Below are 21,793 nucleotides of genomic sequence, written 5' to 3'. Positions count from 1 at the left end.
CCACACTCAACTAGGGTGGAACGTGCGGTTGCCGCGACAACACCCGCGAAACCGCCCGCACCGTGACGTGGTGTTACGAACAGCTCAATGTTACCGCACAGTAGTTGCTGACGGACGTCGTGTCCACGGACACGATGGCACACGTCAACTCGAAGCAACCCGAATACCGGCGAGGAGATCCCTTGGCCCCCCAGAACGACGACGCCGGGCGCGGCGGCACCGCTGGCGCCTCCGGCCAGGGAACACCGGCGCGTGTGCGCGTCATCCGCGACGGCCTGGCGGCGCACTTGCCCGACATCGACCCGGAGGAGACGTCCGAGTGGCTCGACTCCTTCGACGCCGCACTGGCGAGGGGCGGTCAGCAGCGCGCCAGGTACCTGATGCTCAGGATGCTGGAACGCGCGCGGGAGCGCAACGTAGGCGTACCGCCACTCACGGCGACCGACTACGTGAACACCATCCCCACGGAAAACGAGCCGTGGTTCCCCGGTGACGAGGAGATCGAGCGCCGCTACCGCGCGTTCATCCGGTGGAACGCCGCGGTCATGGTGCACAGGGCACAGCGGCCCGGCGTGGGCGTGGGCGGCCACATCTCCACCTACGCCTCGTCGGCGGCGCTCTACGAGGTCGGCTTCAACCACTTCTTCCGTGGCCGCGACCACTCCGGCGGCGGTGACCAGATCTTCATCCAGGGGCACGCCTCCCCCGGCGTCTACGCCAGGGCGTACCTGGAGGGCAGGCTGACCGCCGACCAGCTCGACGGCTTCCGGCAGGAGTACTCCCACGCGGGCGAGGGCGGCGGGCTGCCGTCGTATCCGCACCCCCGGCTCATGCCGGACTTCTGGGAGTACCCGACGGTGTCGATGGGGCTCGGCCCCATGAACGCGATCTACCAGGCTCGGTTCAACCGCTACCTGCACTCGCGCGGCATCAAGGACACCGCAGACCAGCACGTGTGGGCGTTCCTCGGCGACGGCGAGATGGACGAGCCGGAGTCGCGCGGCCTCATTCACGTCGCGGCGGGCGAGGGCCTCGACAACCTCACGTTCGTCATCAATTGCAACCTGCAGCGGCTCGACGGCCCGGTGCGCGGCAACGGCAAGATCATCCAGGAGCTGGAGGCGTACTTCCGCGGCGCGGGCTGGAACGTCATCAAGGTGATCTGGGGCAGGGAGTGGGACTCGCTGCTGCACGCCGACCGCGACGGCGCGCTGGTGAACCTCATGAACCAGACGCCCGACGGCGACTACCAGACGTACAAGGCCAACGACGGCGCCTACGTCCGCGAACACTTCTTCGGCCGCGACCCGCGCACGAAGGAGCTGGTCAAGGACCTCTCCGACAGCGACATCTGGAACCTCAAGCGCGGCGGCCACGACTACCGCAAGGTGTACGCGGCCTACAAGGCGGCGCTGGAGCACCACGGCAGGCCGACGGTGATCCTCGCCCACACCATCAAGGGCTACGGGCTCGGCCCGGCGTTCGAGGGCCGCAACGCCACGCACCAGATGAAGAAGCTGACCCTCGACGACCTCAAGTTGTTCCGGGACGCCCAGCGCATCCCGATCAGCGACGAGGAACTGGAACGCGACCCCAAGCTGCCGCCGTACTACCACCCCGGCGAGGACTCCACCGAGATCCAGTACATGCACGGTCGCAGGCAGACGCTGGGCGGCTACCTGCCGGAACGGCGCTCTCCCGCGAAGCCGCTGGTGCTGCCGGGCGACAAGGTGTACGAGGCCATCCGCAAGGGCTCGGGCAAGCAGGAAGTGGCCACCACGATGGCCTTCGTCCGGCTGGTCAGGGAGCTGGCCAAGGACTCCGAGATCGGCAACCGGCTGGTGCCGATCATCCCGGACGAGGCGCGCACGTTCGGACTCGACTCGATGTTCCCGACGGCTAAGATCTACAACCCGCAGGGCCAGAACTACACGTCGGTCGACGCCCAGCTCATGCTCGCCTACAAGGAGTCGGAGCAGGGCCAGCTGCTGCACGAGGGCATCAACGAGGCCGGTTCCACGGCGTCGTTCACGGCGGCCGGCACGTCCTACGCCACGCACGGCGAGCCGATGATCCCGATCTACATCTTCTACTCGATGTTCGGGTTCCAGCGCACGGGCGACGGACTGTACGCGGCGGCCGACCAGATGGCGCGCGGCTTCGTGCTGGGCGCCACGGCGGGCCGCACCACGCTGACCGGCGAGGGCCTGCAGCACGCCGACGGGCACTCGCAGCTGCTGGCGGCGACCAACCCGGCGGTGGTGGCGTACGACCCGGCGTGGTCGTTCGAGATCGCCCACATCGTCAGGGACGGCCTGCGCCGGATGTACGGCGAGACCGGCCCGGACGGCAACGGTGAGAACGTCTTCTACTACATCACCATCTACAACGAGCCGTACCAGCAGCCGCCGGAGCCGGAACAGCTCGACGTGGAGGGCGTGCTCAAGGGGCTGTACCGCTACCGCGACTCCGCCGGGACCGAGGGGCCGCGTGCCCAGGTGCTCGTGTCGGGTGTGGCGATGCCCGAGGCGCTTCGGGCGCAGGAGTTGCTGGCCGACGAGTGGGGCGTGCGCGCCGACGTGTGGTCGGCCACGTCGTGGACCGAGCTGCGGCGCGAGGCCGTCGAGGTCGACCGCGACAACTTCCTGAACCCGGCCGACTCGCCCCGGGTGCCGTACGTGACCCAGCAGCTCGAGGACGCGGCAGGCCCGGTCGTGGCGGTGTCGGACTGGATGCGCGCGGTGCCGGACCTGATCCGGCCGTGGGTGCCCACCGACATGCTCACGCTCGGCACCGACGGGTTCGGCTTCTCCGACACCCGCCCCGCCGCTCGCCGGTACTTCCTGGTCGACGCGGAGTCGATCGTGGTCGGCGTGCTCACCATGCTGGCCCGTCGCGGCGAGGTGCCGCAGGAGCGGGTGGTGGAGGCCGCCCGCAAGTACGAGATCCACGACGTCACCGCCGCGGGACCGCAGACCTCGGACTCCGGGGTGGCCTGATCCATCCCGTGCCCGGCGTCCGAAGTGGATGACGGATCACGGCTGGGCCACTGTCACTCACGATCGGGTGAGTGCGGTGGCGCACCGTCACCGCCGAGTCCATAGTGGAGTCACCGGTGGGGACCGGGGAAGCGGGGCCGCCCGACGCAGCCGCCAGACGGCGCGCCGGGCGGCCCCGTTCCGTGTGTGGGGTCACGTCCGGGGTGCGGCGCGCGGCCGGGGCGCCCTGCGCTGCGACGCCCCGGCGTAGGATTGCGCACCAGAATGTCCACCGAACCCTCCTCCGCCCAGCCTGCCGCTCCCGGCGGCACCGCCGCACACACCGGACAGGAGCTGTCCGAGACCACGTTGCGCGCGCTCGAACGCGCGTCCGGCCGCCTCGCCAAGGCGAGCGTGACGGCCATCGAGGAACGCCTGCCCTGGTTCGCGCGGATGCCAGCCGACCAGCGCGCCAGCGTCCTGCTGATCACCCAGGCGGGAGCCGCGGGGTTCGTGCGCTGGATGCGCGACTCGCAGGAGGCGCTGAAGCTCACCGCCGAGGCGTTCCGGTCGGCACCGAGGGAACTGTCGCGCTGGGTCAGCCTGCGGCAGACCGTCGAGATCGTGCGGCTCGCGGTGGCCACGTTCGAGGAACAGCTCCCGCAGTTCGCGGCCGACGACGGCGAGCGCGCCGCGCTGCGGGAGGGCATCCTGCGCTACGGCAGGGAGATCGCGTTCGCGGCGGCCACCTCCTACGCCGCCGCGGCCGAGGCGCGCGGCGCCTGGGACGCCCGCTTGGAGGCGCTCGTCGTCGACGGCGTCGTCCGGGGTGACGCGGAGGAGTCGGTGCTGTCGCGGGCCGCCGCGCTGGGCTGGGATCCCGCGGCCGACGCGACCGTGCTGGTCGGCAATCCGCCCTCGGACGACCCGCCCTCGGTCGTGTTCGAGGTGCGCAGCAAGGCCGCGCGGATCGGACGGCCGGTACTGCTCGGGGTGCAGGGTTCCCGGCTGGTGGTCGTCGTCGCGGGCGCCACCGACGGCACCGCCAAGGACGCCGAGATCCTGCCCGCGCTCGCCACCGCGTTCGCCGAGGGGCCCGTGGTCGCCGGTCCCACCGTGGGCAGCCTCGCCGAGGCACATCGCAGCGCGGCTGAGGCACTGTCGGGGCTGCGCGCGGTGGTCGGCTGGCCGTCGGCACCCCGGCCCGCCCGCTCGGCCGACCTCCTGCCGGAACGCGCACTGGCGGGCGACGCGGAGGCCGAGCGCGTGCTCGTGGAGCAGATCGCGCGGCCACTGGAGGACGCGGGACCCGCGCTGCTGGAGACGATCGAGACCTACCTGGAAAGTGGTGGCGTGCTGGAGACCTGCGCGCGCCAGTTGTTCGTTCACCCCAACACCGTGCGATACCGCCTCAAGAAGGCCACCGAGCTGACGGGCCGCAACGCGGCGGATCCCCGTGACGCACTCGTGCTGCGGACCGCGCTGACGGTCGGCCGGTTGGCACGGTCGCGCGGGCTGTGGTGATCGGCGTGAGCGAGGTCTCACCGCGACCGGTGAGGCGGAACACATCGTTGACCACCTCCCACACCCACACCGTCGCTCTTTGTAGGGAGTCCACAACAGCACCGGACGGACTTGGTGACTCGGCGGCATGCCCGGGAGCGCCTCCGGCCGTGTTCCCTACAGAAGTGACCACCGCCCTCCTCTGCCCTGGACAGGGCTCCCAGGCTCCCGGCATGCTCACGCCCTGGCTCGAACTCGACGGTGCGCGCGACCGGCTCGCGCAGTGGTCGCAACACTGCGGGCTCGACCTGGTCCGGCTGGGCACCACCGCCGAGGCCGAGGAGATCCAGGACACCGCCGTCACCCAGCCGCTGGTCGTCGCCGCGACGTTGCTGGCCGCCGAATATCTGCCCCGGGACCTGCCGCAGGACGGGCCGGTCGCGGGCCATTCCGTCGGCGAGCTGGCCGCCGCGGCGGTCGCGGGCGTGCTCGCTCCCGACGAGGCCGTGGCGCTGGCCGCGGTGCGTGGCAGGGAGATGGCCGCCGCCTGCTCGGCCGAACCCACCGGCATGGCCGCCGTCATGCTCGGTGAGCCCGACGTCGTGGTGGAATGGCTGCACGAGCGGGGCCTCGAGGCCGCCAACCGCAACGGAGCGGGCCAGATCGTGGCGTCGGGTTCGGCCGAAGCCGTCGCGGCGATCGTGGCGGAGCCGCTCGCCGGGACGAAGATCCGGCCGCTGAAGGTCGCCGGTGCCTTCCACACGCGCTACATGGCCCCGGCCGAGGAGGCGCTGCGGGCACACGCCGAGAAGCTGAGCCCGGCCGACCCCGTCCGGCCGTTGCTGTCGAACGCGGACGGTGAGGTCGTGGCCGACGGCGCCGAGTACCTGGCGAGGCTCGTCACCCAGGTGACGCGCCCGGTGCGGTGGGACCTCACGATGCGCGGGCTCGCCACACTCGGGGTGGAACGGACGGTCGAACTCCCTCCGGCCGGCACCCTCACCGGGCTGGTCAAGCGCGAACTGAAGGGCGTCGTGACCACACCGTTCGCCCTGAAGACGCCCGCCCACCTGGAGGAACTGTCATGAGCGGAGACCGGCCGACGCTCACGCTGGCACACGGCCCGAAGGCCACCCGCATCCTGGGTGTGGGCAGCACACAGCCCGACCGCGTGGTCACCAACGACGAGCTGTCGCGGCACATGGAGACCAACGACCAGTGGATCCGCGACCGCGTGGGCATCATCGAGCGCCGGTTCGCCTCGGAGGACGAGCGTCTGGTCGACATGGCCGTCACGGCCGGAGCGAAGGCACTCGCCGACGCGGGTGTCACCCCGTCCGAGGTCGACACGGTGATCGTGCCGAACTGCACCATGCCCTCACCGATCCCGAACGCCGCCGCCCAGGTGGCCGACCGGATCGGGATCAGGGCAGCCGGGGCCTTCGATCTCAACGCCGCGTGCGCGGGGTTCTGCTACGGCCTGGGGGTCGCCTCGGACCTCGTGCGGGCCGGGTCGGCGAGCAAGGTGCTCGTCATCGGCGCCGAGAAGCTCACCGACGTCGTCGACCCCACCGACCGCTCGACGGCGATCATCTTCGCCGACGGCGCCGGGGCGGCGCTGGTGGGACCGTCGGACGACCCGGGTATCGGCCCGGTGGCCTGGGGCAGCGCGGGTGACCTGGTCGACATGATCTACATGCGCGAGCACCGCCATATTTTCCAGGAGGGCCAGCCGGTCTTCCGCTGGGCCACCACACAGGTCGCGCCGGTGGCGATGCGCGCCGTGGAGCTGGCGGGGCTGACGCTCTCCGACATCGACGTGCTGATCCCGCACCAGGCGAACCTGCGGATCGTCGAGGCCATCGCCAAACGGCTGCGCACGAAGGGCGCGCGCGAGGACATGGTCGTCGCCGACGACATCCGGTATTCGGGCAACACCTCGTCGGCCTCCATCCCGATCGCGCTCGACCACATGCGCGCGGCGGGCTCCGTGAAACGGGGGGACGTCGTGCTCACCATCGGGTTCGGCGCGGGCCTGTCCTACGCGGGGCAAGTGCTGCTCTGTCCGTGATCGACTCGTGATACCACTGACGCCGACGGCAGAAGGCCCGTCGCGACCCGGAAGCGAAAACCAGAAAGGAACCCCAGTGGCGAACAAAGATGAGATCCTGTCCGGCCTCGCCGAGATCGTCGAAGAGGTCGCCGGTGTCTCCGCCGACGACGTGAGCGCGGAGAAGTCGTTCGTGGACGACCTCGACATCGACTCGCTGTCGATGGTGGAGATCGCGGTGCAGGCCGAGGACAAGTTCGGCGTCAAGATTCCGGACGACGAACTGGCCAACCTCAAGACGGTGGGCGACGCCGTCGACTACGTCGCGGCGAACGCGAAGTAGGGCTTCTCTTTCCAACCTCGGGGAGACACCAATGAGCAACATCGACGTCGTGATCACCGGCCTCGGCGCCACCACGCCGCTCGGTGCTGACGTCCCGTCCACCTGGGACGGCCTACTCGCGGGCCGCAGCGGCGTTCGCACGCTGGACGCCGAGTGGGTCGAGGCGAGAGACCTTCCGGTGCGGATCGGGGCCGTGCTCGCCGAGGAGCCGACGGAGAAGATCCCGCGCGTGCAGGCCCGCCGGCTCGATCGCTGCGAACAGGTGGCCCTGCTCGCGGCCAGGGAAGCGTGGGCGGACGCCGGATTCGAGACGCCCACGGACGAGCGGCAGGACGTCGACCCCGACCGGCTTGGCGTGTCCATCGGTTCGGGCATCGGTGGCCCGCTCACGCTGCTGGGGCAGGACGACCTGCTGGAGCAGCACGGCATCCGCAAGGTGTCGCCGCTGACGGTGCCGATGCTGATGCCGAACGGCCCCGCCGCTCACGTGGGCATCGACCTGAAGGCGCGTGCGGGTGTGCATTCCCCGGCGTCGGCGTGCGCGTCCGGCGCCGAGGGGATCGCGACCGGCATGCAGATGATCCGGTCGGGCCGGGCCGACGTCGTGGTGGCGGGCGGCGCGGAGGCATGCATCGCGCCCATCACGATCGCCGGTTTCGCGCAGGCCCGCACCGTGTCCACCCGCAACGACGACCCCGCGCGGGCGTCGCGGCCGTTCGACACCGACCGCGACGGGTTCGTGCTCGGTGAGGGAGCGGGCGCGGTGGTACTGGAGCGCGCCGACCGGGCGGCCGAGCGCGGCGCCCGGGTGTACGCGCGGCTCGGTGGCTACGGCATCACGTCGGACGCCTACCACATCACCGGAAACCACCCCGAGGGAATCGGCCAGGTGACCGCCATGCGGCACGCGCTGCGCATGGCGGAGTTGTCGGAGAGCGACATCGGGCACGTCAACGCCCACGCGACGTCGACCGTGGTCGGCGACATCGGCGAGGCGGCGGCCATCCGGAAGGCCGTCGGGGACCACCCGATCGTGACCGCACCGAAGGGTGCGCTCGGGCACCTGGTGGGCGGAGCGGGCGCCGTGGAGGGCATCGCGACGATTCTGGCGCTGTATCACGGCATCGTGCCCGCGACCCAGAACTTGGACAACCTGGACCCGAAGGTGGAACTGGACGTCGTGTCCGGCGAGGCCCGCAAGGCCGAACTGACGGCGGCGATCAGCAACTCGTTCGGCTTCGGCGGACACAACACCGCGCTGCTGTTCGCCCGCGCGTAGCCCAGGTGGGCTGAGCGCCGCGAAGGCGCTCAGCCCACCTGGTGCAGCCAGGTCACCGGTGCCCCGTCGCCCGCGTGGCGGAAGGGTTCGAGTGCTTCGTCCCAGCTCGCGCCCAGCAGCTTGTCGAGTTCGTGGGCGAGTTGTTCCCCCGCCCGGTTCTTCGTCGCGAGGCTGCGGAGCTTGTCCTCGCCCACGACGATGTCGCCGTTCGCGCTGGTACGGGCGTGCCAGAGCCCAAGGCCGGGTGCGTAGCAGAACCGCTGCCCGTCCACGCCCGGGCTCGGCTCCTCAGTGACCTCGAACCGCACCATCGGCCACGCCTTGAGTGCCGTCGCGAGCTGACCGGCGGTGCCCGCGGGCGCCCGCCAGTCGCATTCGGCACGCAACTGGCCGGGTGCGGCGGGCTGTGCTGTCCACCGCAGATCCACCCGGCCACCGAGCGTGCCCGAAATAGCCCACTCGACGTGCGGACACACCGCAGACGGCGACGAGTGGACGTACACCACGCCACGAGTGCTCACTGCTGACCTCCGCTACTCGACGAGGGGCGTCTTCCCCTACGACCTCGTCCCCGAGGCGGAATAATCAACTCGTGGTGACTCCTCCGTTATTCTGCACCGCACTCACCCATTTGGCCACATGAGCACCAGAAATCACACCGCCGGGCTGTGTCGGCGTGCGCCGTGCGCAATTCGATCCCAGCGGTACTCGGCGACGCCGGAACCGCGAACGGTCCACAGGGTGGAATCACACGCCGGATAACGCCGCGATTGCTCCATTTCAGTGACCCAATTTACGGCGGTTGGTTACCGTGTGCTTATACCGACCGGTATCCCCACCGACCCGTCGGCTACCCGACAATCAGAACCACAGTCCCGCCGAGGAGGGCCCGTGCGAGTCGTCCGGTTCCCGGCCAGACCCACCCGCGTCTCCGACGACGTCCGAGCCGCACTCACCTCACTCGGCCGGGGCGACGCCGTGGCCGGGGGCATCGCGCTGCTGGGAGTCACGCCGCCGGAGACCGGCGTCGACGTCGACGCCGTGTTGATCCTGCCCACCGGGGTGCTGGTCGTCGTCGGCGTCGACCTGCCCGATCCGGCCCTGACCCTGTCGGCGCCGCTGGACGGCGTGTGGGTGGCCGACGGCTGGCCCCTGGTCCAGCCGGACGAGACGGCTGACGCGGGCGGTCCACGCGGATCGCCCAACCCCGCCACGGCGGCGCTGGCGGCGGCCGGGCAGGTGGCCGATCGGATCCACGGGATCGATCCGGCGATCGGCGTCGGTGTCGTCATCGCCGTCGGACCGTACGTGGAGCGCGTCGAGCAGCCCGCGTCCGATGCGGCAGGCTCGGTGCGGGTGGTGTATCCGTCGGCGACCTCGATGCTGGCGGCGACCGAAGCTCTGCCCGTTCCCGCGCGCACGATGACGACCGGCCAGGCCCGCGCCGTGTTCCGGGGGCTCGCGCCCGCCGCGGCGGAGTTCGACGAAGCCGCTCTGACCGCCGAGGGCTTCAGCACCGACACCGCCGGCACCACGCCCGTCGCACCACCACCCGCCGGGGCGGTACCGAGTCCCCGCCTCCAGACCCGGGTGATCTCGGCGCTGGCCGCGCTCCTGGTGGTCACGGCGGTCCTCGCCACGATTCTCGCCGTGAGTTCCGGGGACACTCCGACACCGGCCGCCCGGCTTTCCGAAAACTCGGCGGCTCCCACGGTGCCGACGGACGGCATGACGAAGGACGGCATGGAGTTCACTCTCGTGGCCCGCGACCACAGCCGCACCTGCACCGCCGAGCACGCGGTGGGTGACCTGCGGCCCTATGTCACCGAGCGGGGCTGCACGGATCTGCGCCGGGGCAGTTTCACCGCCACGCTCGACGGGCGGTCGGTCGCCGTGTCCGTCGGAGAGGTCACCTTCGGCGACGCGAGCGCGGCCGAGGAGTTCCTGGCCCTGGCCGACACGCCCGGTACCGGTGTGTTGACCGACGCCGCCACGCAGCACGGGAAGTGGCCCGCTCCCGCCCCGACCTTCGCGGGCGCGGCGTACGCGAGTGCCCGCGACGGCGCGACGGTGCGGCTCGTGCTGGCGGGCGGGCCCGGGGCAGCCGCGCCGACCGACGCCACCTACCAGCGGCGCGCGGCGTTCGCGGCACTGACCCTGCCGTTGGATTGAACAGAGATCTAGAGACCGTAGTCCTCCAGCAGGCGCAACCACACCTCGCTGATGGTCGGAAACGCGGGGACGGCGTGCCACAGCCGCCGCAGCGGCACCTCGCCCACCACGGCGATCGTCGCCGAGTGCAGCAGCTCGGCCACGTCCTGGCCGACGAAGGTCGCCCCGAGCAGGACCTCGCGCTCGGTGTCGACGAGCAGTCTGGCGCGGCCGGTGTAGCCGTCGGCGTGCAGGGACGAGCCCGCGACCGCGATGTCCAGTTCCACCGCGCGATGACCGGGCTCGGCGGGTTCGACGCGCCCGACGGACGCCACCTCCGGGTCGGTGAACACGACCTGGGGAACGGCGTGGTGGTCGGCGGTGGCCGCGTGGTGCGTCCACGGTTCGGCCCGGACTGCCCGGCCCGCGGCCCTGGCCGACACCACGTCGCCGACCACACGGGCGGCGTACTTGCCCTGGTGCGTGAGCGGTGCGCGCCCGGTCACGTCCCCCGCGGCGTAGAGCCACTGTCCACCGACCCCCGTGACCAGGCCGGTGTCGTCGGTGGCGAGCGGCTCCCCCGGGGTGAGCCCGAGAGTGTCGAGTCCGAGGTCGTCGGTGGCGGGCCTGCGCCCGGTGGCCACCAGCAGGTGCTCGGCGTTGAGATGCCCGGCCTCGCCCAGATCGACGCGGACTCCACCGGAGGCTGGCGACACCGCGCGGGCGGTGGTGCCGAGCGTGACCCGCACGCCGTCGGCCCGCAGTCCCTCCGCCACCCGCTCCCCGGCGAAGGCGGGCATCCGGGGCAGCACCCGGTCGGTGTCAACCAGCAGGTCCACCGACGCGCCGAGGCGGGCCCATGCCTGGGCCATCTCGACGCCGACCACACCACCGCCGAGCACGGCCAGGGAACCGGGCACCGCGCCGGCCGAGGTCGCCTCCCGCGAGGTCCAGACCGGCACGCTCGACAGGCCCTCGACGTCCGGCATGACCGCGACGCTGCCGGTACAGACGACGACGGCGTGCTCGGCACGCAGCACGGCACCATCGTCCACGGTGACCTTGCGCTCGCCCGCGAGCCTGGCCCGCCCCCGCACCACCGTCACCCCGGCGCCCTGCGCCCACTGCCGCTGCCCGGTGTCGTCCCAGTGGGACACGAAGGCGTCACGGCGATCGAGGACAGCGCGTGCGTCGAGTGGACCCTCGCACGGCACCCCCGGCACCCGCCGCGCCGCGGCGAGCGCGTTGCCGGGGCGCAACAGCGCCTTGCTCGGGACGCAGGCCCAGAACGAGCATTCCCCGCCCAGGCGCTCGTGCTCGATCAGGAGGACGCTCAGCCCGCCTCGCACCGCCCTGGCCGCCGCGTTCTCCCCGACCGCACCGCCGCCGATGACGATCACATCGGCGCTGTCGGGAAGACCGCCCGCGCCGTCCGTGGTGTTCGTGCCGTGAGCCATACCTTCCGAGGGCACACCACGTGCGGGGGTCGCGCAACCCGAGCGGGTCAGAGGTTCTTCAGCTCCTCCACCACCTCCGACACCGAGTTCTTCGCGTCGCCGAACAGCATGCTCGTCCTCGGGTCCGCGAACAGCTCGTTGTCGATGCCGGCGAAGCCGGTGCCCATCGACCGTTTCAGCACGATGACCGACCTGCTGGCCGCCACGTCGAGGATCGGCATTCCGTAGATCGGGGAGGCGGGATCGGTCCTGGCCGCGGGGTTGACGACGTCGTTGGCTCCGATCACCAGCGTGACGTCGGTCTGCGGGAACAGCGAGTTGGACTCGGCCATGTCCTTCAGCGACTCGTACGCCACGTCGGCCTCGGCCAGCAGCACGTTCATGTGGCCCGGCATCCGGCCCGCGACCGGATGCACGGCGTAGCTCACGGTGACGCCCTTGCCCTCCAGCAGGTCGGCCATCTCACGCACCGCGTGCTGGGCCTGCGCGACCGCCATGCCGTAGCCGGGCACGACGGCGACCCGGTTGGCGTACGCGAGCTGGATGGCGGCATCCGAGGCGCTGGTGCTGCGCACGGGCCGGTCGTCGGTGCCGCCACCGGTGGCCACGGCCGCACCGCCGAAGCCGCCGGCGAGAATCGAGACCAGCGAGCGGTTCATCGCCTTGGCCATGAGGTTGGTGAGGATGGAACCGGACGCGCCGACGAGCATGCCGGCCACGATCAGCGCGGTGTTGTCCAGCGCGAGACCCATGGCCGCGGCCGACAGCCCGGTGGCCGCGTTCAGCAGTGAGATCACCACGGGCATGTCGGCGCCGCCGATCGGCAGGACCATGAGCACCCCGAAGAACGCCGAGGAGACCAGCACGCCGATCACGAGCCATTCCGAGGTGGCTCCCGCCATGACCGTGATGGCGTAGGCGAGCGCGGCGGCCACCGCCAGCACGGTCAGCGGCCGGTGGATGACCCCGAGGGTCACCGGCCGGGTCGCCAGCCACTCCTGGAGCTTGCCGAACGCGATCATCGAACCCCAGAACGACACCGAGCCGATGATCGCGGCGAACAACGAGGTCACGGCCACGTGCAGCGGTTCGGCGGCGAACCCCGCCGTGTCACGGAACTCGACCCAGGCGATGAGTGCGACCGCGCCACCGCCGACCCCGTTGAACAGGGCCACCATCTGCGGCATGGCCGTCATCTTCACGCGGCGGGCCGCCGGAACCCCCACCACCGCGCCGAGGACGAGCCCCAGCACGATCAGCCACCAGTCCCCCATTCCGGGCAGCAGCAGGGTCGAGACGATGGCGACGGCCATCCCGGCCGCCGCGATGGCGTTGCCCCGCACGGCGGTCCTGGGCCCCGTCAGGCCCATGAGACCCACGATGAACAGCGAGAACGCGATGAGATAGCCGACGGAGGCGACGGTGGTCATGAGCCGGTTCCCCGCGACGCCGCGTCGTCACCGCGCTCCGGCGGCGGTTCCGGTCGCTGCTTGAACATCCCCAGCATGCGGTCGGTCACCAGGAAACCGCCGACGACGTTGATGGTGCCGAAGGCGATCGCGATCACGAGAAGCAGCTTGTTGAGCACGCCCTCCGTGCCCAGCCCGAGCACGACGAGGCCGCCCAGCAGCACGATGCCGTGGATGGCGTTGGTACCCGACATCAGCGGGGTGTGCAGTGTCGCGGGCACCTTCGAGATCACCAGGTAGCCGACGAATCCGGCGAGTACGAGCACCGCCAGGTTCTGGACCAGCATCAGTCGACCTCCTCGTCGGTTGCCGTGACGCACGCGCCCGCGAGGATCTCGTCGCTCGTGTCGAGCGAGAGCCGCCCCTCGTCGTCGAGCACCAGCTCCAGCAGCTCCAGCAGGTTGCGCGAGTACAGCTCGCTGGCGTGTACGGCGCCCCGGGACGGCAGGTCGAGGGGCGCGCAGACCGTCACGTCGTGTACCACCACGTCCTCGCCGGGCACGGTGAGTTCGCAGTTGCCGCCCGCCTCGCCCGCGAGGTCCACCACCACGCTGCCCGGACGCATCGCGCGCACCGCCTCGGCGGTGACGAGCGTGGGTGCCCTGCGGCCGGGAACGAGTGCCGTGGTGATGACCACGTCAGCCCTGGTCACGGCCTCACTGAGCCGCTCCTGCTGCCGTGCGCGCTCCGCCTCCGACAGCTCGCGCGCGTACCCGCCGGTGCCGGACCCCGAGGTGTCCAGCACGTCCAGATCCAGCCACGCGGCGCCCACCGAGCGGACCTGATCGGCCACCTCGGGACGCACGTCGTAGCCGGTGGTTCGCGCGCCGAGGCGCTTCGCGGTGGCGAGCGCCTGTAGTCCGGCCACCCCGGCCCCCAGCACGAGCACCGAGGCAGGCGGCACCGTGCCGGCCGCCGTGGTGAGCATGGGGAAGAACCGGGGCAGGCGGTCGGCCGCGAGCAGGGCCGCGCGGTAGCCCGCCACCCCGGCCTGCGAGGACAGCGCGTCCATGCTCTGCGCCCGCGAGATCCGGGGCACCGACTCGACGGCGAACGCGTGCACGCCCGCCTTGCGCAACGCGGCGATGCCGTCGGTGTTCGTGGCGGGGGCGAGGAACCCGATCAGGACCGCGCCGCGGGAGAGCCGATCGATATCGGTCAGCCCCGGCGGGTTGACGGTGAGGACGACGTCGGCGCTCCAGGCGTCGCCGATCTCCGCCCCGGCCTGTTCGTAGTCGTCGTCGCCGTGGCAGGCACCCGCCCCGGCCCCGGGCTGGCAGACGACCCGCGCACCCTGCCGGACCAGTCGCTCCACGTGGGCGGGCACGAGCGCCACCCGCCGTTCGGCCGGCGCGGTCTCGGCGACCACTCCGATGCGTGCCGGCGTCGGTGTCTCGGCCACAGGCGACCTCCTCGGCGGCGAGTACTGGGCACGACCGCGAACCCGCTCCTCCCGCTACCGTATTGGCCGGACGTGACCCACGCCATACCGCGAACGCGGCTACCGTCGGGAGCATGTACTCCACGGAGATCGATGTCAGGACCGGCTCACAGGCGGTGGTCCACGACCTCACGGCCGACGCCCGCCGCTTCCTCTCCGATGCCGGAGCCCGCGACGGCCTGCTGCACGTGTGGGTTCCCCACGCCACCGCGGGACTCGCCGTCATCGAGACCGGCGCGGGCAGCGACGACGACCTGCTCGCCGCGCTCGACGACCTGCTGCCCGCCGACGACCGGTGGCGGCACCGCCACGGCAGCCACGGCCACGGCCGTGACCACGTGCTACCCGGGTTCCTCCCGCCGTACGCGAGCGTGCCCGTCCTGGAGGGCGCGCTCGCCCTCGGCACGTGGCAGTCTCTGTGCCTCGTCGACACCAACGGAGACAACCCCGTGCGCCGCGTGCGGCTGTCCTACCTCGCGGGCTGAGCCGTGTCCGCAGCCTGGGTAGTCGTGTCCGCCGCGTGCGATGCGGACACGGCTACAGGAACTGCGGACACGGCTACGGGGCCTGCGGACACGGCGTGTTCGGCACGCGGCGGGCCGTTCAGGAACGCACGAGCTCCACGAGGTGCTCCACGACGGAGTCCACGGCGACCTCCGTGCGCTCTCCGCTCGCGCGGTCCTTGACCTCCACCACGCCCTTCGCCAGCCCCCGGCCGACGACCACGATCGTGGGAATGCCGACGAGCTCCGCGTCGGCGAACTTCACGCCCGGCGTGGCCTTGCGGTCGTCGAGCATGACCCGCAGGCCACGCCCGGACAGCTCCGCCGCCAGCCGCTCGCCGCCGTCGAACACCGTCTCGTCCTTGCCCGCGACGACCACGTGGACGTCGGCCGGTGCCACGGCCCTCGGCCAGACCAGGCCCAGCTCGTCGTGGTGCTGCTCCGCGATCGCCGCCACCAGCCGCGAGACCCCGACCCCGTACGAGCCCATGGTGATCCGCACCGGCTTCGAGTCGGGGCCGAGCGCGTCGACCTCGAAGGCGTCGGTGTACTTGCGGCCGAGCTGGAAGATGTGGCCGATCTCGATGCCCCGCGCCGCGACCAGCGTGCCGTGGCCGTCGGGCGACGGGTCGCCCTCCCGCACCTCGGCCGCCTCGACGGTCCCGTCGGGTGTGAAGTCGCGCCCGCACACGAGGTCCACGACGTGGTGGTCGGGCTTGTCCGCCCCGGTCGCCCACGCCGTTCCCCGGACCACGCGCGGGTCGACGAGGTAACGCACCCCGTTGGCCTGCAGCGCGCCCGGGCCGATGTAGCCCTTCACCAGGAAGGGGTTGGCGGCGAAGTCGGCCTCCTCCAGCAGCGCCACCTCGGCGGGTTCGAGCGACGCCTCCAGCCGCTTGAGGTCGACCTCCCGGTCGCCGGGCACGCCGACGCCGAGCAGCGTCCACTCCGTCTCACCCGGAAGGCGGGTCTTCACCAGCACGTTCTTGAGCGTGTCGGCCGCGGTGAAGGTGCGCCCGGCTCCGTGGGTGTTGAGGAAGTCCACCAGCGTCTCGATGGTGGGTGTGTCGGGGGTGTGGTGCACCTGCGCGGCGGGCTTGTCCTCCACCGGCCGCTCCGGCGGGGCGGGCGTCACCACGGCCTCGACGTTGGCCGCGTAGCCGGACCCCGTGCTGCGGACGTAGGTGTCCTCACCCGTGTCGGCCACGGCCAGGAACTCCTCCGACGCCGACCCGCCCATCGCGCCCGAGGTGGCGGCCACGACCACGTAGTCGAGCCCGAGCCGGTCGAACATCCGCAGGTAGGCGCCACGGTGCAGCGCGTAGGAACGGGCGAGCCCCTCGTCGTCGAGGTCGAAGGAGTACGAGTCCTTCATGACGAACTCGCGTCCCCGCAGCAGACCCGCCCTCGGCCGCGCCTCGTCGCGGTACTTGGTCTGGACCTGGTAGAGGATCACCGGATAGTCCTTGTAGGACGAGTACTCGCCCTTCACCGTCAGGGCGAAGAGTTCCTCGTGCGTCGGGCCCAGCAGGTAGTCGGCGCCCTTGCGGTCGACGAGGCGGAACAGGTTCGGCCCGTACTCGCTCCAACGGCCCGTGGCCTCGTAGGGCTCCTTCGGCAGCAGCGCCGGGAACTGGATCTCCTGGCCGCCGATGGCGTCCATCTCCTCGCGCACGATCGCCTCGATGTTGCGCAGCACCCGCAGCCCCAGCGGCAGCCAGGAGTAACCGCCCGGCGCGACGCGCCGGACGTATCCGGCCCTGACCAGCAGCGTGTGGCTGGGCACCTCGGCGTCCGCCGGGTTCTCGCGCAGGGTGCGCAGGAACAGCGACGACATCCTGGTGATCACGGTGTTCTCCTTGGCGTGGTCTGGCACGGAAAGTACCGGTGAGCCGGGCCGGTGACGTGTTCTCGAAGGGTAGTCGGCACGGCGTGAGCGGCCGCAACCGGGATTTGTCGGACCTCGCCGCTAGCGTCGCGCCATGGCACTGGTACTGGAGAACGTCACTATCGACTGCGCCGACCCGCGTTCCCTGGCGGAGTTCTGGACCGCGGCCCTGGACTGGCGGGTGACGGTCGACTTCGAGGGCGAGATGCTCGTGCTGTCCGCGCAGGACGAGAGCGGCACCTCGCTGTCACTGCAGCGCGTCGAGGAACCCAAACAGGGCAAGAACCGGGTCCACGTCGACCTCACCGCCGACGACCGGGGTGCCGAGGTGGCGCGGCTGGTCGGGCTGGGGGCCACCGTGCGCTCCGAGCACGAGGTCCCCGGCATCGCGTGGACCGTGCTGGCCGACCCGGAGGGCAACGAGTTCTGCATCGCGATCCACGGATGAGTGACCTGCGACGCCGACCGTCCGGGGGCGGCCGGCGTCAGCCGCTCGCCGAACTACGCTCGCGCCGTGCTCGTGCTGCTTCCTCCCTCCGAGACCAAGGCGCCGGGTGGCGACGGCCCCAGCCTGGACCTCGACGCGCTGTCACTGCCGGAGCTGAATCCCGCGCGGCGCAAGCTCGCGGACGCGCTCGCGGAACTCGCCGCCGACGTTCCGGCAAGCCTGTCCGCGCTGGGCTTGTCCGAGCGGCAGCGCGACGAGGTGGAGCGCAACGCCCGGCTGTGGTCGTCGCCCACGACACCGGCGCTGCTGCGCTACACCGGCGTGCTCTACGACACGCTGGACGCGCGCTCACTGCGTGGTGCCGCCCGCGAGCGCGCCCGGCACCGGCTGGCGGTGGCCTCCGCCCTGTTCGGCGTGCTGCGAGCGGACGACCCGATCCCCGCCTACCGCCTGTCGGGCGGGTCGGCACTGCCGGGTCTCGGGTCGTTGCGGTCGTGGTGGCGGCCCGTGCTCGAACCCGCGCTGGCCCGCTTCGGCGACGGCGGTGAGCTGGTGGTCGATCTGCGGTCCGGCCCGTACGCGGCCCTGGCCAGGGTGCCGGGATCGGTCACCGCGCGCGTGGTCACCGAGGACCCGTCGGGCCGCCGCAGGACCGTCAGCCACCACAACAAGGCCCACAAAGGAAGGCTGGCCGCCGCGCTGGCCACCACGCCACGTGAGCCGGCGACCGTCGACGACGTCGTGTCGGTGGCCACGGCCGCCGGGCTGGAGTGCGAACGCACCGGGGACACGGCGGTGGAACTCGTCACGCGCCCCTGAACCGTGCCGGGTCCACGGCGTCGAGCTGGGTGTCGGGCGCCTCACCCAGTGCCACCTGCGCGGCGAGCCTGCCCGCGTACGGAGCGACGGTCAGCCCGCCCGGCCCGAAGCCCGTCGCCAGCACGACGCCGGGGCACCCGTCGAGAGCACCGATGATCGGCAGCCCGTCGGGCGTGGCGGGCCGGAAGCCGACGCGGGTCTCCCTCAACGTCGCCCCGGCCAGCCCTGGTGCCACCCGCAGCGCGTGGTCCAGCACCTCCCGCTGGCCCTGCGCCGTGACCCGGTGGTCGAAGCCCGAACCGGTCTCCCTCGTCGCGCCCGCGACCACGTGTGATCCGGGAAACGCCAGGAGGTAGTGGCCCGTCTGCGGCAGCACCACCGGCCAGGCGGTGGTGTCGGTGCCGGGCAGCGCGAAGTGGCTGATCTGCCCACGCTGCGGCTCCACGGGCACCCGCACACCCAGCGGCGCGAGCACGTACGGTGTCCACGCGCCCGCCGCGACCACGACGGCGTCACCCGCGATCCGCTCGGCGCCCACCGTCACGCCACCGAGGCGGTCAGCGGACCACACCAGCCGGGCCGTGCCCTCCACCGCCCGAGCGCCGTGCCGCGCGGCCGACCGCAGCAGTGCCGACCGGATCGCGTCGCCGTCGACCCTGCCGCCACCGGAGACATGCACCGCCCCGAGATCGCGGGCCAGCGCGGGAAAGCGCTCCCGGGCCGCGGCCTCGTCGAGTCGCCGCACCTCACCCATCTCGGGCCACCGGGCCGCCCGCGCCGCCAGCCGCTCGCCCAGCGCGGCCAGGTCGGCGTCGTCGGCGGAGACGACCAGCGCGCCCACCACCTCGAACGACGAGCCCACCTCGCCGTCGGCGGCCAGCTCGTCGGCCAGCCTCCGGTGATACGCCGCCGCGGTCGTGGCCAGCTCCAGTTCCGCCTCGCCCGCCCGGCGGGACGTCCACGGGCTCACGATGCCCGCCCCCGCCGCGGTGGCCGCGCCCTCGGTCGCCGCGTCCACGACCACGACCTCGGCCCCGCTCCGCGCGAGGTGGTAGGCGCACGACGCGCCGCCGATACCCGACCCGATCACGATCACGCGCATGAGCGCCAGCCTGACCGCGCCCCCGGCGGCGCGCAAGGCCGCCCCGCACCGGCGGACCGAGCGGTCGCGGGCACCTCGGGTAGACTGACCGGGCACCGCCTTCGAGGGCGACCCCGCCATGCGGTGCTGTCGATTGTCAGCGGCGCCTGTGCGCGCCGGGTTCGTCCTTGGTCACGCCCACCGCGGCACCACGCGGCCTGCCCGTACGGGCAGCCGGGCCTCCTTGTGACGTGCCACGTCCGAGAGGCATTTCTCTGTGACATCTTCTTCCGTGACGGCCAGCGCGTCGTCACTCACCTTCTCCGATCTGAACCTCCCCGCGCCGCTGCAGCAGTCGCTGCGCAGGGCGGGGATGCATTCCCCGTTCCCGATCCAGCAGGCCACGCTGCCCGACGCGCTGGCAGGGCGCGACGTGCTCGGCCGCGCGCAGACGGGCTCGGGCAAGACTCTGGCCTTCGGCCTGGCGCTGCTGTCGCGGCTGTCGGGCGGCAAGGCGGCCCCCCGGCGCCCGAGGGCGCTGGTTCTCGTTCCCACCCGCGAGCTCGCGATGCAGGTGGCGGACGCACTCATTCCCCTGGCGAAGGCATCCGGGCTCTGGTGCCGCACCGCCGTGGGCGGCATGTCGATGCAGCGGCAGGTCGAAGCGTTCAACCGTGGCGTGGACCTGCTGATCGCCACACCCGGCCGGTTGTCGGACCACGTCCGGCAGGGCACCTGCACGCTCGACTCGATCGAGATGCTCGCGCTCGACGAGGCAGACCAGATGGCCGACATGGGTTTTCTGCCGCAGGTGCGGGAGATCCTGGACCTCACTCCCCGCACCGGACAGCGGCTGCTGTTCTCGGCCACGCTCGACGGCGCGGTGAAGGCGCTGGTCGACTCCTACCTCACCGACCCGGTCACACACTCCGTGGCTCCGGTGACGGCCAGCGTGGACACGATGGAGCACCACCTGCTCCAGGTCGAGCACCGCGACAAGCAGGACATCATCACCGAGATCGCCGCGCGGGAGGGACGCACGATCCTGTTCGTGCGGACGAAGCACCACGTCGACCGGCTCACCACCCGGCTGCGCGCCAGCGGCGTGAACGCGGGGGCGCTCCACGGCGGTAAGACGCAGGGACAGCGCAACCGGGTCCTGGCCGACTTCAAGAGCGGCAGCATGCCGGTGCTCGTGGCCACCGACGTCGCGGCCCGCGGCATCCACGTCGACGACGTGAGCCTGGTGCTGCACGTCGACCCGGCCGCCGACCACAAGGACTACCTGCACCGCGCGGGCCGCACCGCGCGGGCAGGCGCGTCGGGCGTCGTGGTGACCCTGGTGACGCGGGACCAGCGCCGCACCGTCAAGCGCATGACCGAGAAGGCGGGCGTGCGCCCCGAGTACGCGGTCGTGCGGCCCGGCGACACGGACCTCACGCGGATCACCGGCGCCCGCACACCCAGCGGCGTTCCCGTGGTCGAGCGGGCGCGGGCACACCCGTCCGCGCGCCCGTCCGGGCCCCGCAGGCGTCCTGGCCCGGCGCGAGGCCGCGCGCCCCGCAGGGGCTCCGGCGGGCGTCGCGACGCCGTGTCGCGCTGATCCAGCACGGCACCGGCCGTCGCGCCGTCACAGGCTGATGAGCTCGAACTCCGTGGCGAGCTCACAGCCCGCGCGGCGGCCGGAGTCCTCGGCGACCTCCCGCAGGAACCGGCGGGCGTCGTCCGGCGTCTGTCCCAGTCCCTCCAGGTAGGCGCGGTGCAGGCGCAGTGATTCCACAGCCTGCTCGAAGGTCTCGCCGATGTCCACCGCGTGGGTGGCCATCGGCGAGGCCGCCACCGCCACCCAGCGCACGCCCTGCCACGGGGCCAGCCCCTCGGTGAGCAGATCGGGAAACACCCAGCGGTTGCCCGCGTCGCGCACCGCGTCCAGCGCGGCGAGACCGACGTGGCGGTGGTCGGCCATGTTCAGGCCGCCGCCGGGCCAGCTGTCCCGGTGATTGGTGATCACCACGAGTTCGGGCCGGTGACGGCGGACGGCCGCGGTGATGTCGCGGCGCAGCGCGAGCCCGTACTCGATCACCCCGTCGGTGTGGTCGAGGAACTCCACCCGCCGCACACCGACCTCGGCGGCGCTCGCCCGCTGTTCCCGCTCCCGCACCGGCGCCGCCTCGTCCGGCGCCATGCCGTCGATGCCGGCCTCACCTCGGGTGGCGAGCAGGTAGGTCACCTCCTTGCCGGCTCCGGTCCACCGGGCGACCGCGCCCGACGCGCCGTACTCCATGTCGTCGGGATGGGCCACCACCGCCAGCCCCCGGCGCCAGTCGTCGGGCATCGGCGCCAGCTCTCGCGCGTGCTCGTTCACCTGCTTCGCTCCTTCCGC

19 protein-coding genes are annotated in these 21,793 nt (G+C 72.1%); 11 read left to right on the top strand and 8 right to left on the bottom strand.

Annotation, left to right across the window (positions count from 1 at the left end):
• Positions 1-182: 182 nt before the first annotated feature.
• From aceE to FFT09_RS16935, 6 genes are all read left to right on the top strand, one after another.
• Positions 183-2,999, top strand: coding sequence for a pyruvate dehydrogenase (acetyl-transferring), homodimeric type (aceE, locus tag FFT09_RS16960; protein WP_081195398.1), 2,817 nt, complete (start codon positions 183-185; stop codon positions 2,997-2,999).
• A gap of 264 nt (positions 3,000-3,263) precedes the next feature.
• A complete protein-coding gene (locus FFT09_RS16955) occupies positions 3,264-4,502 on the top strand; it encodes a PucR family transcriptional regulator (RefSeq protein ID WP_024876133.1) in 1,239 nt (412 codons plus the stop codon).
• 149 nt (positions 4,503-4,651) lie between these two features.
• A complete protein-coding gene (locus tag FFT09_RS16950) occupies positions 4,652-5,569 on the top strand; it encodes an ACP S-malonyltransferase (RefSeq protein WP_138383308.1) in 918 nt (305 codons plus the stop codon).
• On the top strand, positions 5,566-6,552 hold the full coding sequence (locus tag FFT09_RS16945) for a beta-ketoacyl-ACP synthase III (RefSeq protein WP_138383307.1): 987 nt from the start codon (positions 5,566-5,568) through the stop codon (positions 6,550-6,552). Before FFT09_RS16950 ends, FFT09_RS16945 begins: the two co-directional genes overlap by 4 nt.
• 76 nt (positions 6,553-6,628) lie before the next feature.
• Positions 6,629-6,874 (top strand): acyl carrier protein, encoded by a 246-nt coding sequence (locus tag FFT09_RS16940; RefSeq protein ID WP_024876136.1) that lies wholly within the window; start codon positions 6,629-6,631, stop codon positions 6,872-6,874.
• A gap of 31 nt (positions 6,875-6,905) precedes the next feature.
• On the top strand, positions 6,906-8,153 hold the full coding sequence (locus tag FFT09_RS16935) for a beta-ketoacyl-[acyl-carrier-protein] synthase family protein (RefSeq protein ID WP_138383306.1): 1,248 nt from the start codon (positions 6,906-6,908) through the stop codon (positions 8,151-8,153).
• Positions 8,154-8,182: 29 nt separating this feature from the next.
• Here the strand turns inward: FFT09_RS16935 and FFT09_RS16930 are convergent, their stop codons facing one another.
• Complete coding sequence (locus FFT09_RS16930) at positions 8,183-8,674, bottom strand: DUF3145 domain-containing protein (protein ID WP_024876138.1); 492 nt, start codon at positions 8,672-8,674, stop codon at positions 8,183-8,185.
• Positions 8,675-9,044: 370 nt separating this feature from the next.
• Here FFT09_RS16930 and FFT09_RS16925 point away from each other — a divergent pair, with 370 nt between their 5' ends.
• Positions 9,045-10,325 carry a hypothetical protein gene (locus FFT09_RS16925; RefSeq protein ID WP_138383305.1) on the top strand — a complete coding sequence of 427 codons (1,281 nt, stop codon included), beginning with the start codon at positions 9,045-9,047 and terminating at the stop codon, positions 10,323-10,325.
• An 8-nt stretch (positions 10,326-10,333) separates the two neighbouring features.
• Here FFT09_RS16925 and FFT09_RS16920 read toward each other — a convergent pair whose 3' ends face one another.
• Genes FFT09_RS16920 through FFT09_RS16905 form a run of 4 tightly spaced genes read right to left on the bottom strand, consistent with a single transcriptional unit; the run spans position 10,334 to position 14,632 of the window.
• A complete protein-coding gene (locus tag FFT09_RS16920) occupies positions 10,334-11,761 on the bottom strand; it encodes a dihydrolipoyl dehydrogenase family protein (RefSeq protein ID WP_081194629.1) in 1,428 nt (475 codons plus the stop codon).
• A 47-nt stretch (positions 11,762-11,808) separates the two neighbouring features.
• Positions 11,809-13,191 carry an NAD(P)(+) transhydrogenase (Re/Si-specific) subunit beta gene (locus tag FFT09_RS16915; protein WP_138383304.1) on the bottom strand — a complete coding sequence of 461 codons (1,383 nt, stop codon included), beginning with the start codon at positions 13,189-13,191 and terminating at the stop codon, positions 11,809-11,811.
• The gene (locus tag FFT09_RS16910) at positions 13,188-13,517 is read right to left on the bottom strand and encodes an NAD(P) transhydrogenase subunit alpha part 2 (protein WP_024876142.1); all 330 of its coding nucleotides are present in this window, start codon (positions 13,515-13,517) and stop codon (positions 13,188-13,190) included. Before FFT09_RS16910 ends, FFT09_RS16915 begins: the two co-directional genes overlap by 4 nt.
• Positions 13,517-14,632, bottom strand: a complete 1,116-nt coding sequence (locus FFT09_RS16905) for a Re/Si-specific NAD(P)(+) transhydrogenase subunit alpha (RefSeq protein ID WP_138383303.1) — start codon at positions 14,630-14,632, stop codon at positions 13,517-13,519. Before FFT09_RS16905 ends, FFT09_RS16910 begins: the two co-directional genes overlap by 1 nt.
• A 113-nt stretch (positions 14,633-14,745) precedes the next feature.
• On the opposite strand from FFT09_RS16905, the gene FFT09_RS16900 reads away from it, so the two are divergent.
• Entirely contained in the window at positions 14,746-15,156 is a 411-nt protein-coding gene (locus FFT09_RS16900) for a YjbQ family protein (protein WP_024876144.1), read from the top strand.
• Positions 15,157-15,274: 118 nt separating this feature from the next.
• Here the strand turns inward: FFT09_RS16900 and FFT09_RS16895 are convergent, their stop codons facing one another.
• On the bottom strand, positions 15,275-17,023 hold the full coding sequence (locus FFT09_RS16895; protein ID WP_138383302.1) for a proline--tRNA ligase: 1,749 nt from the start codon (positions 17,021-17,023) through the stop codon (positions 15,275-15,277).
• A gap of 133 nt (positions 17,024-17,156) precedes the next feature.
• Here FFT09_RS16895 and FFT09_RS16890 point away from each other — a divergent pair, with 133 nt between their 5' ends.
• Together FFT09_RS16890 and yaaA are read left to right on the top strand one after the other, a co-directional pair.
• A complete protein-coding gene (locus FFT09_RS16890) occupies positions 17,157-17,510 on the top strand; it encodes a VOC family protein (protein ID WP_081194619.1) in 354 nt (117 codons plus the stop codon).
• A 66-nt stretch (positions 17,511-17,576) separates the two neighbouring features.
• Positions 17,577-18,329 (top strand): peroxide stress protein YaaA, encoded by a 753-nt coding sequence (gene yaaA / locus FFT09_RS16885; RefSeq protein WP_138383301.1) that lies wholly within the window; start codon positions 17,577-17,579, stop codon positions 18,327-18,329.
• Here yaaA and FFT09_RS16880 read toward each other — a convergent pair.
• Positions 18,316-19,431: an NAD(P)/FAD-dependent oxidoreductase gene (locus tag FFT09_RS16880; protein WP_138383300.1), complete on the bottom strand. Its 1,116-nt coding sequence runs from the start codon at positions 19,429-19,431 to the stop codon at positions 18,316-18,318. The genes yaaA and FFT09_RS16880 overlap by 14 nt on opposite strands.
• A 256-nt stretch (positions 19,432-19,687) precedes the next feature.
• Here FFT09_RS16880 and FFT09_RS16875 point away from each other — a divergent pair, with 256 nt between their 5' ends.
• A complete protein-coding gene (locus FFT09_RS16875; protein ID WP_024876149.1) occupies positions 19,688-21,013 on the top strand; it encodes a DEAD/DEAH box helicase in 1,326 nt (441 codons plus the stop codon).
• Between the two features lie 27 nt (positions 21,014-21,040).
• Here the strand turns inward: FFT09_RS16875 and FFT09_RS16870 are convergent, their stop codons facing one another.
• Positions 21,041-21,745 (bottom strand): PIG-L deacetylase family protein, encoded by a 705-nt coding sequence (locus tag FFT09_RS16870; protein ID WP_420852711.1) that lies wholly within the window; start codon positions 21,743-21,745, stop codon positions 21,041-21,043.
• Positions 21,746-21,793: the final 48 nt, after the last annotated feature.

Origin of the sequence: Saccharomonospora piscinae, from assembly GCF_005862235.1 — a bacterium.
GTDB lineage: Bacteria > Actinomycetota > Actinomycetes > Mycobacteriales > Pseudonocardiaceae > Saccharomonospora > Saccharomonospora piscinae.
This window is presented reverse-complemented; position numbering and strand designations above follow the sequence as displayed.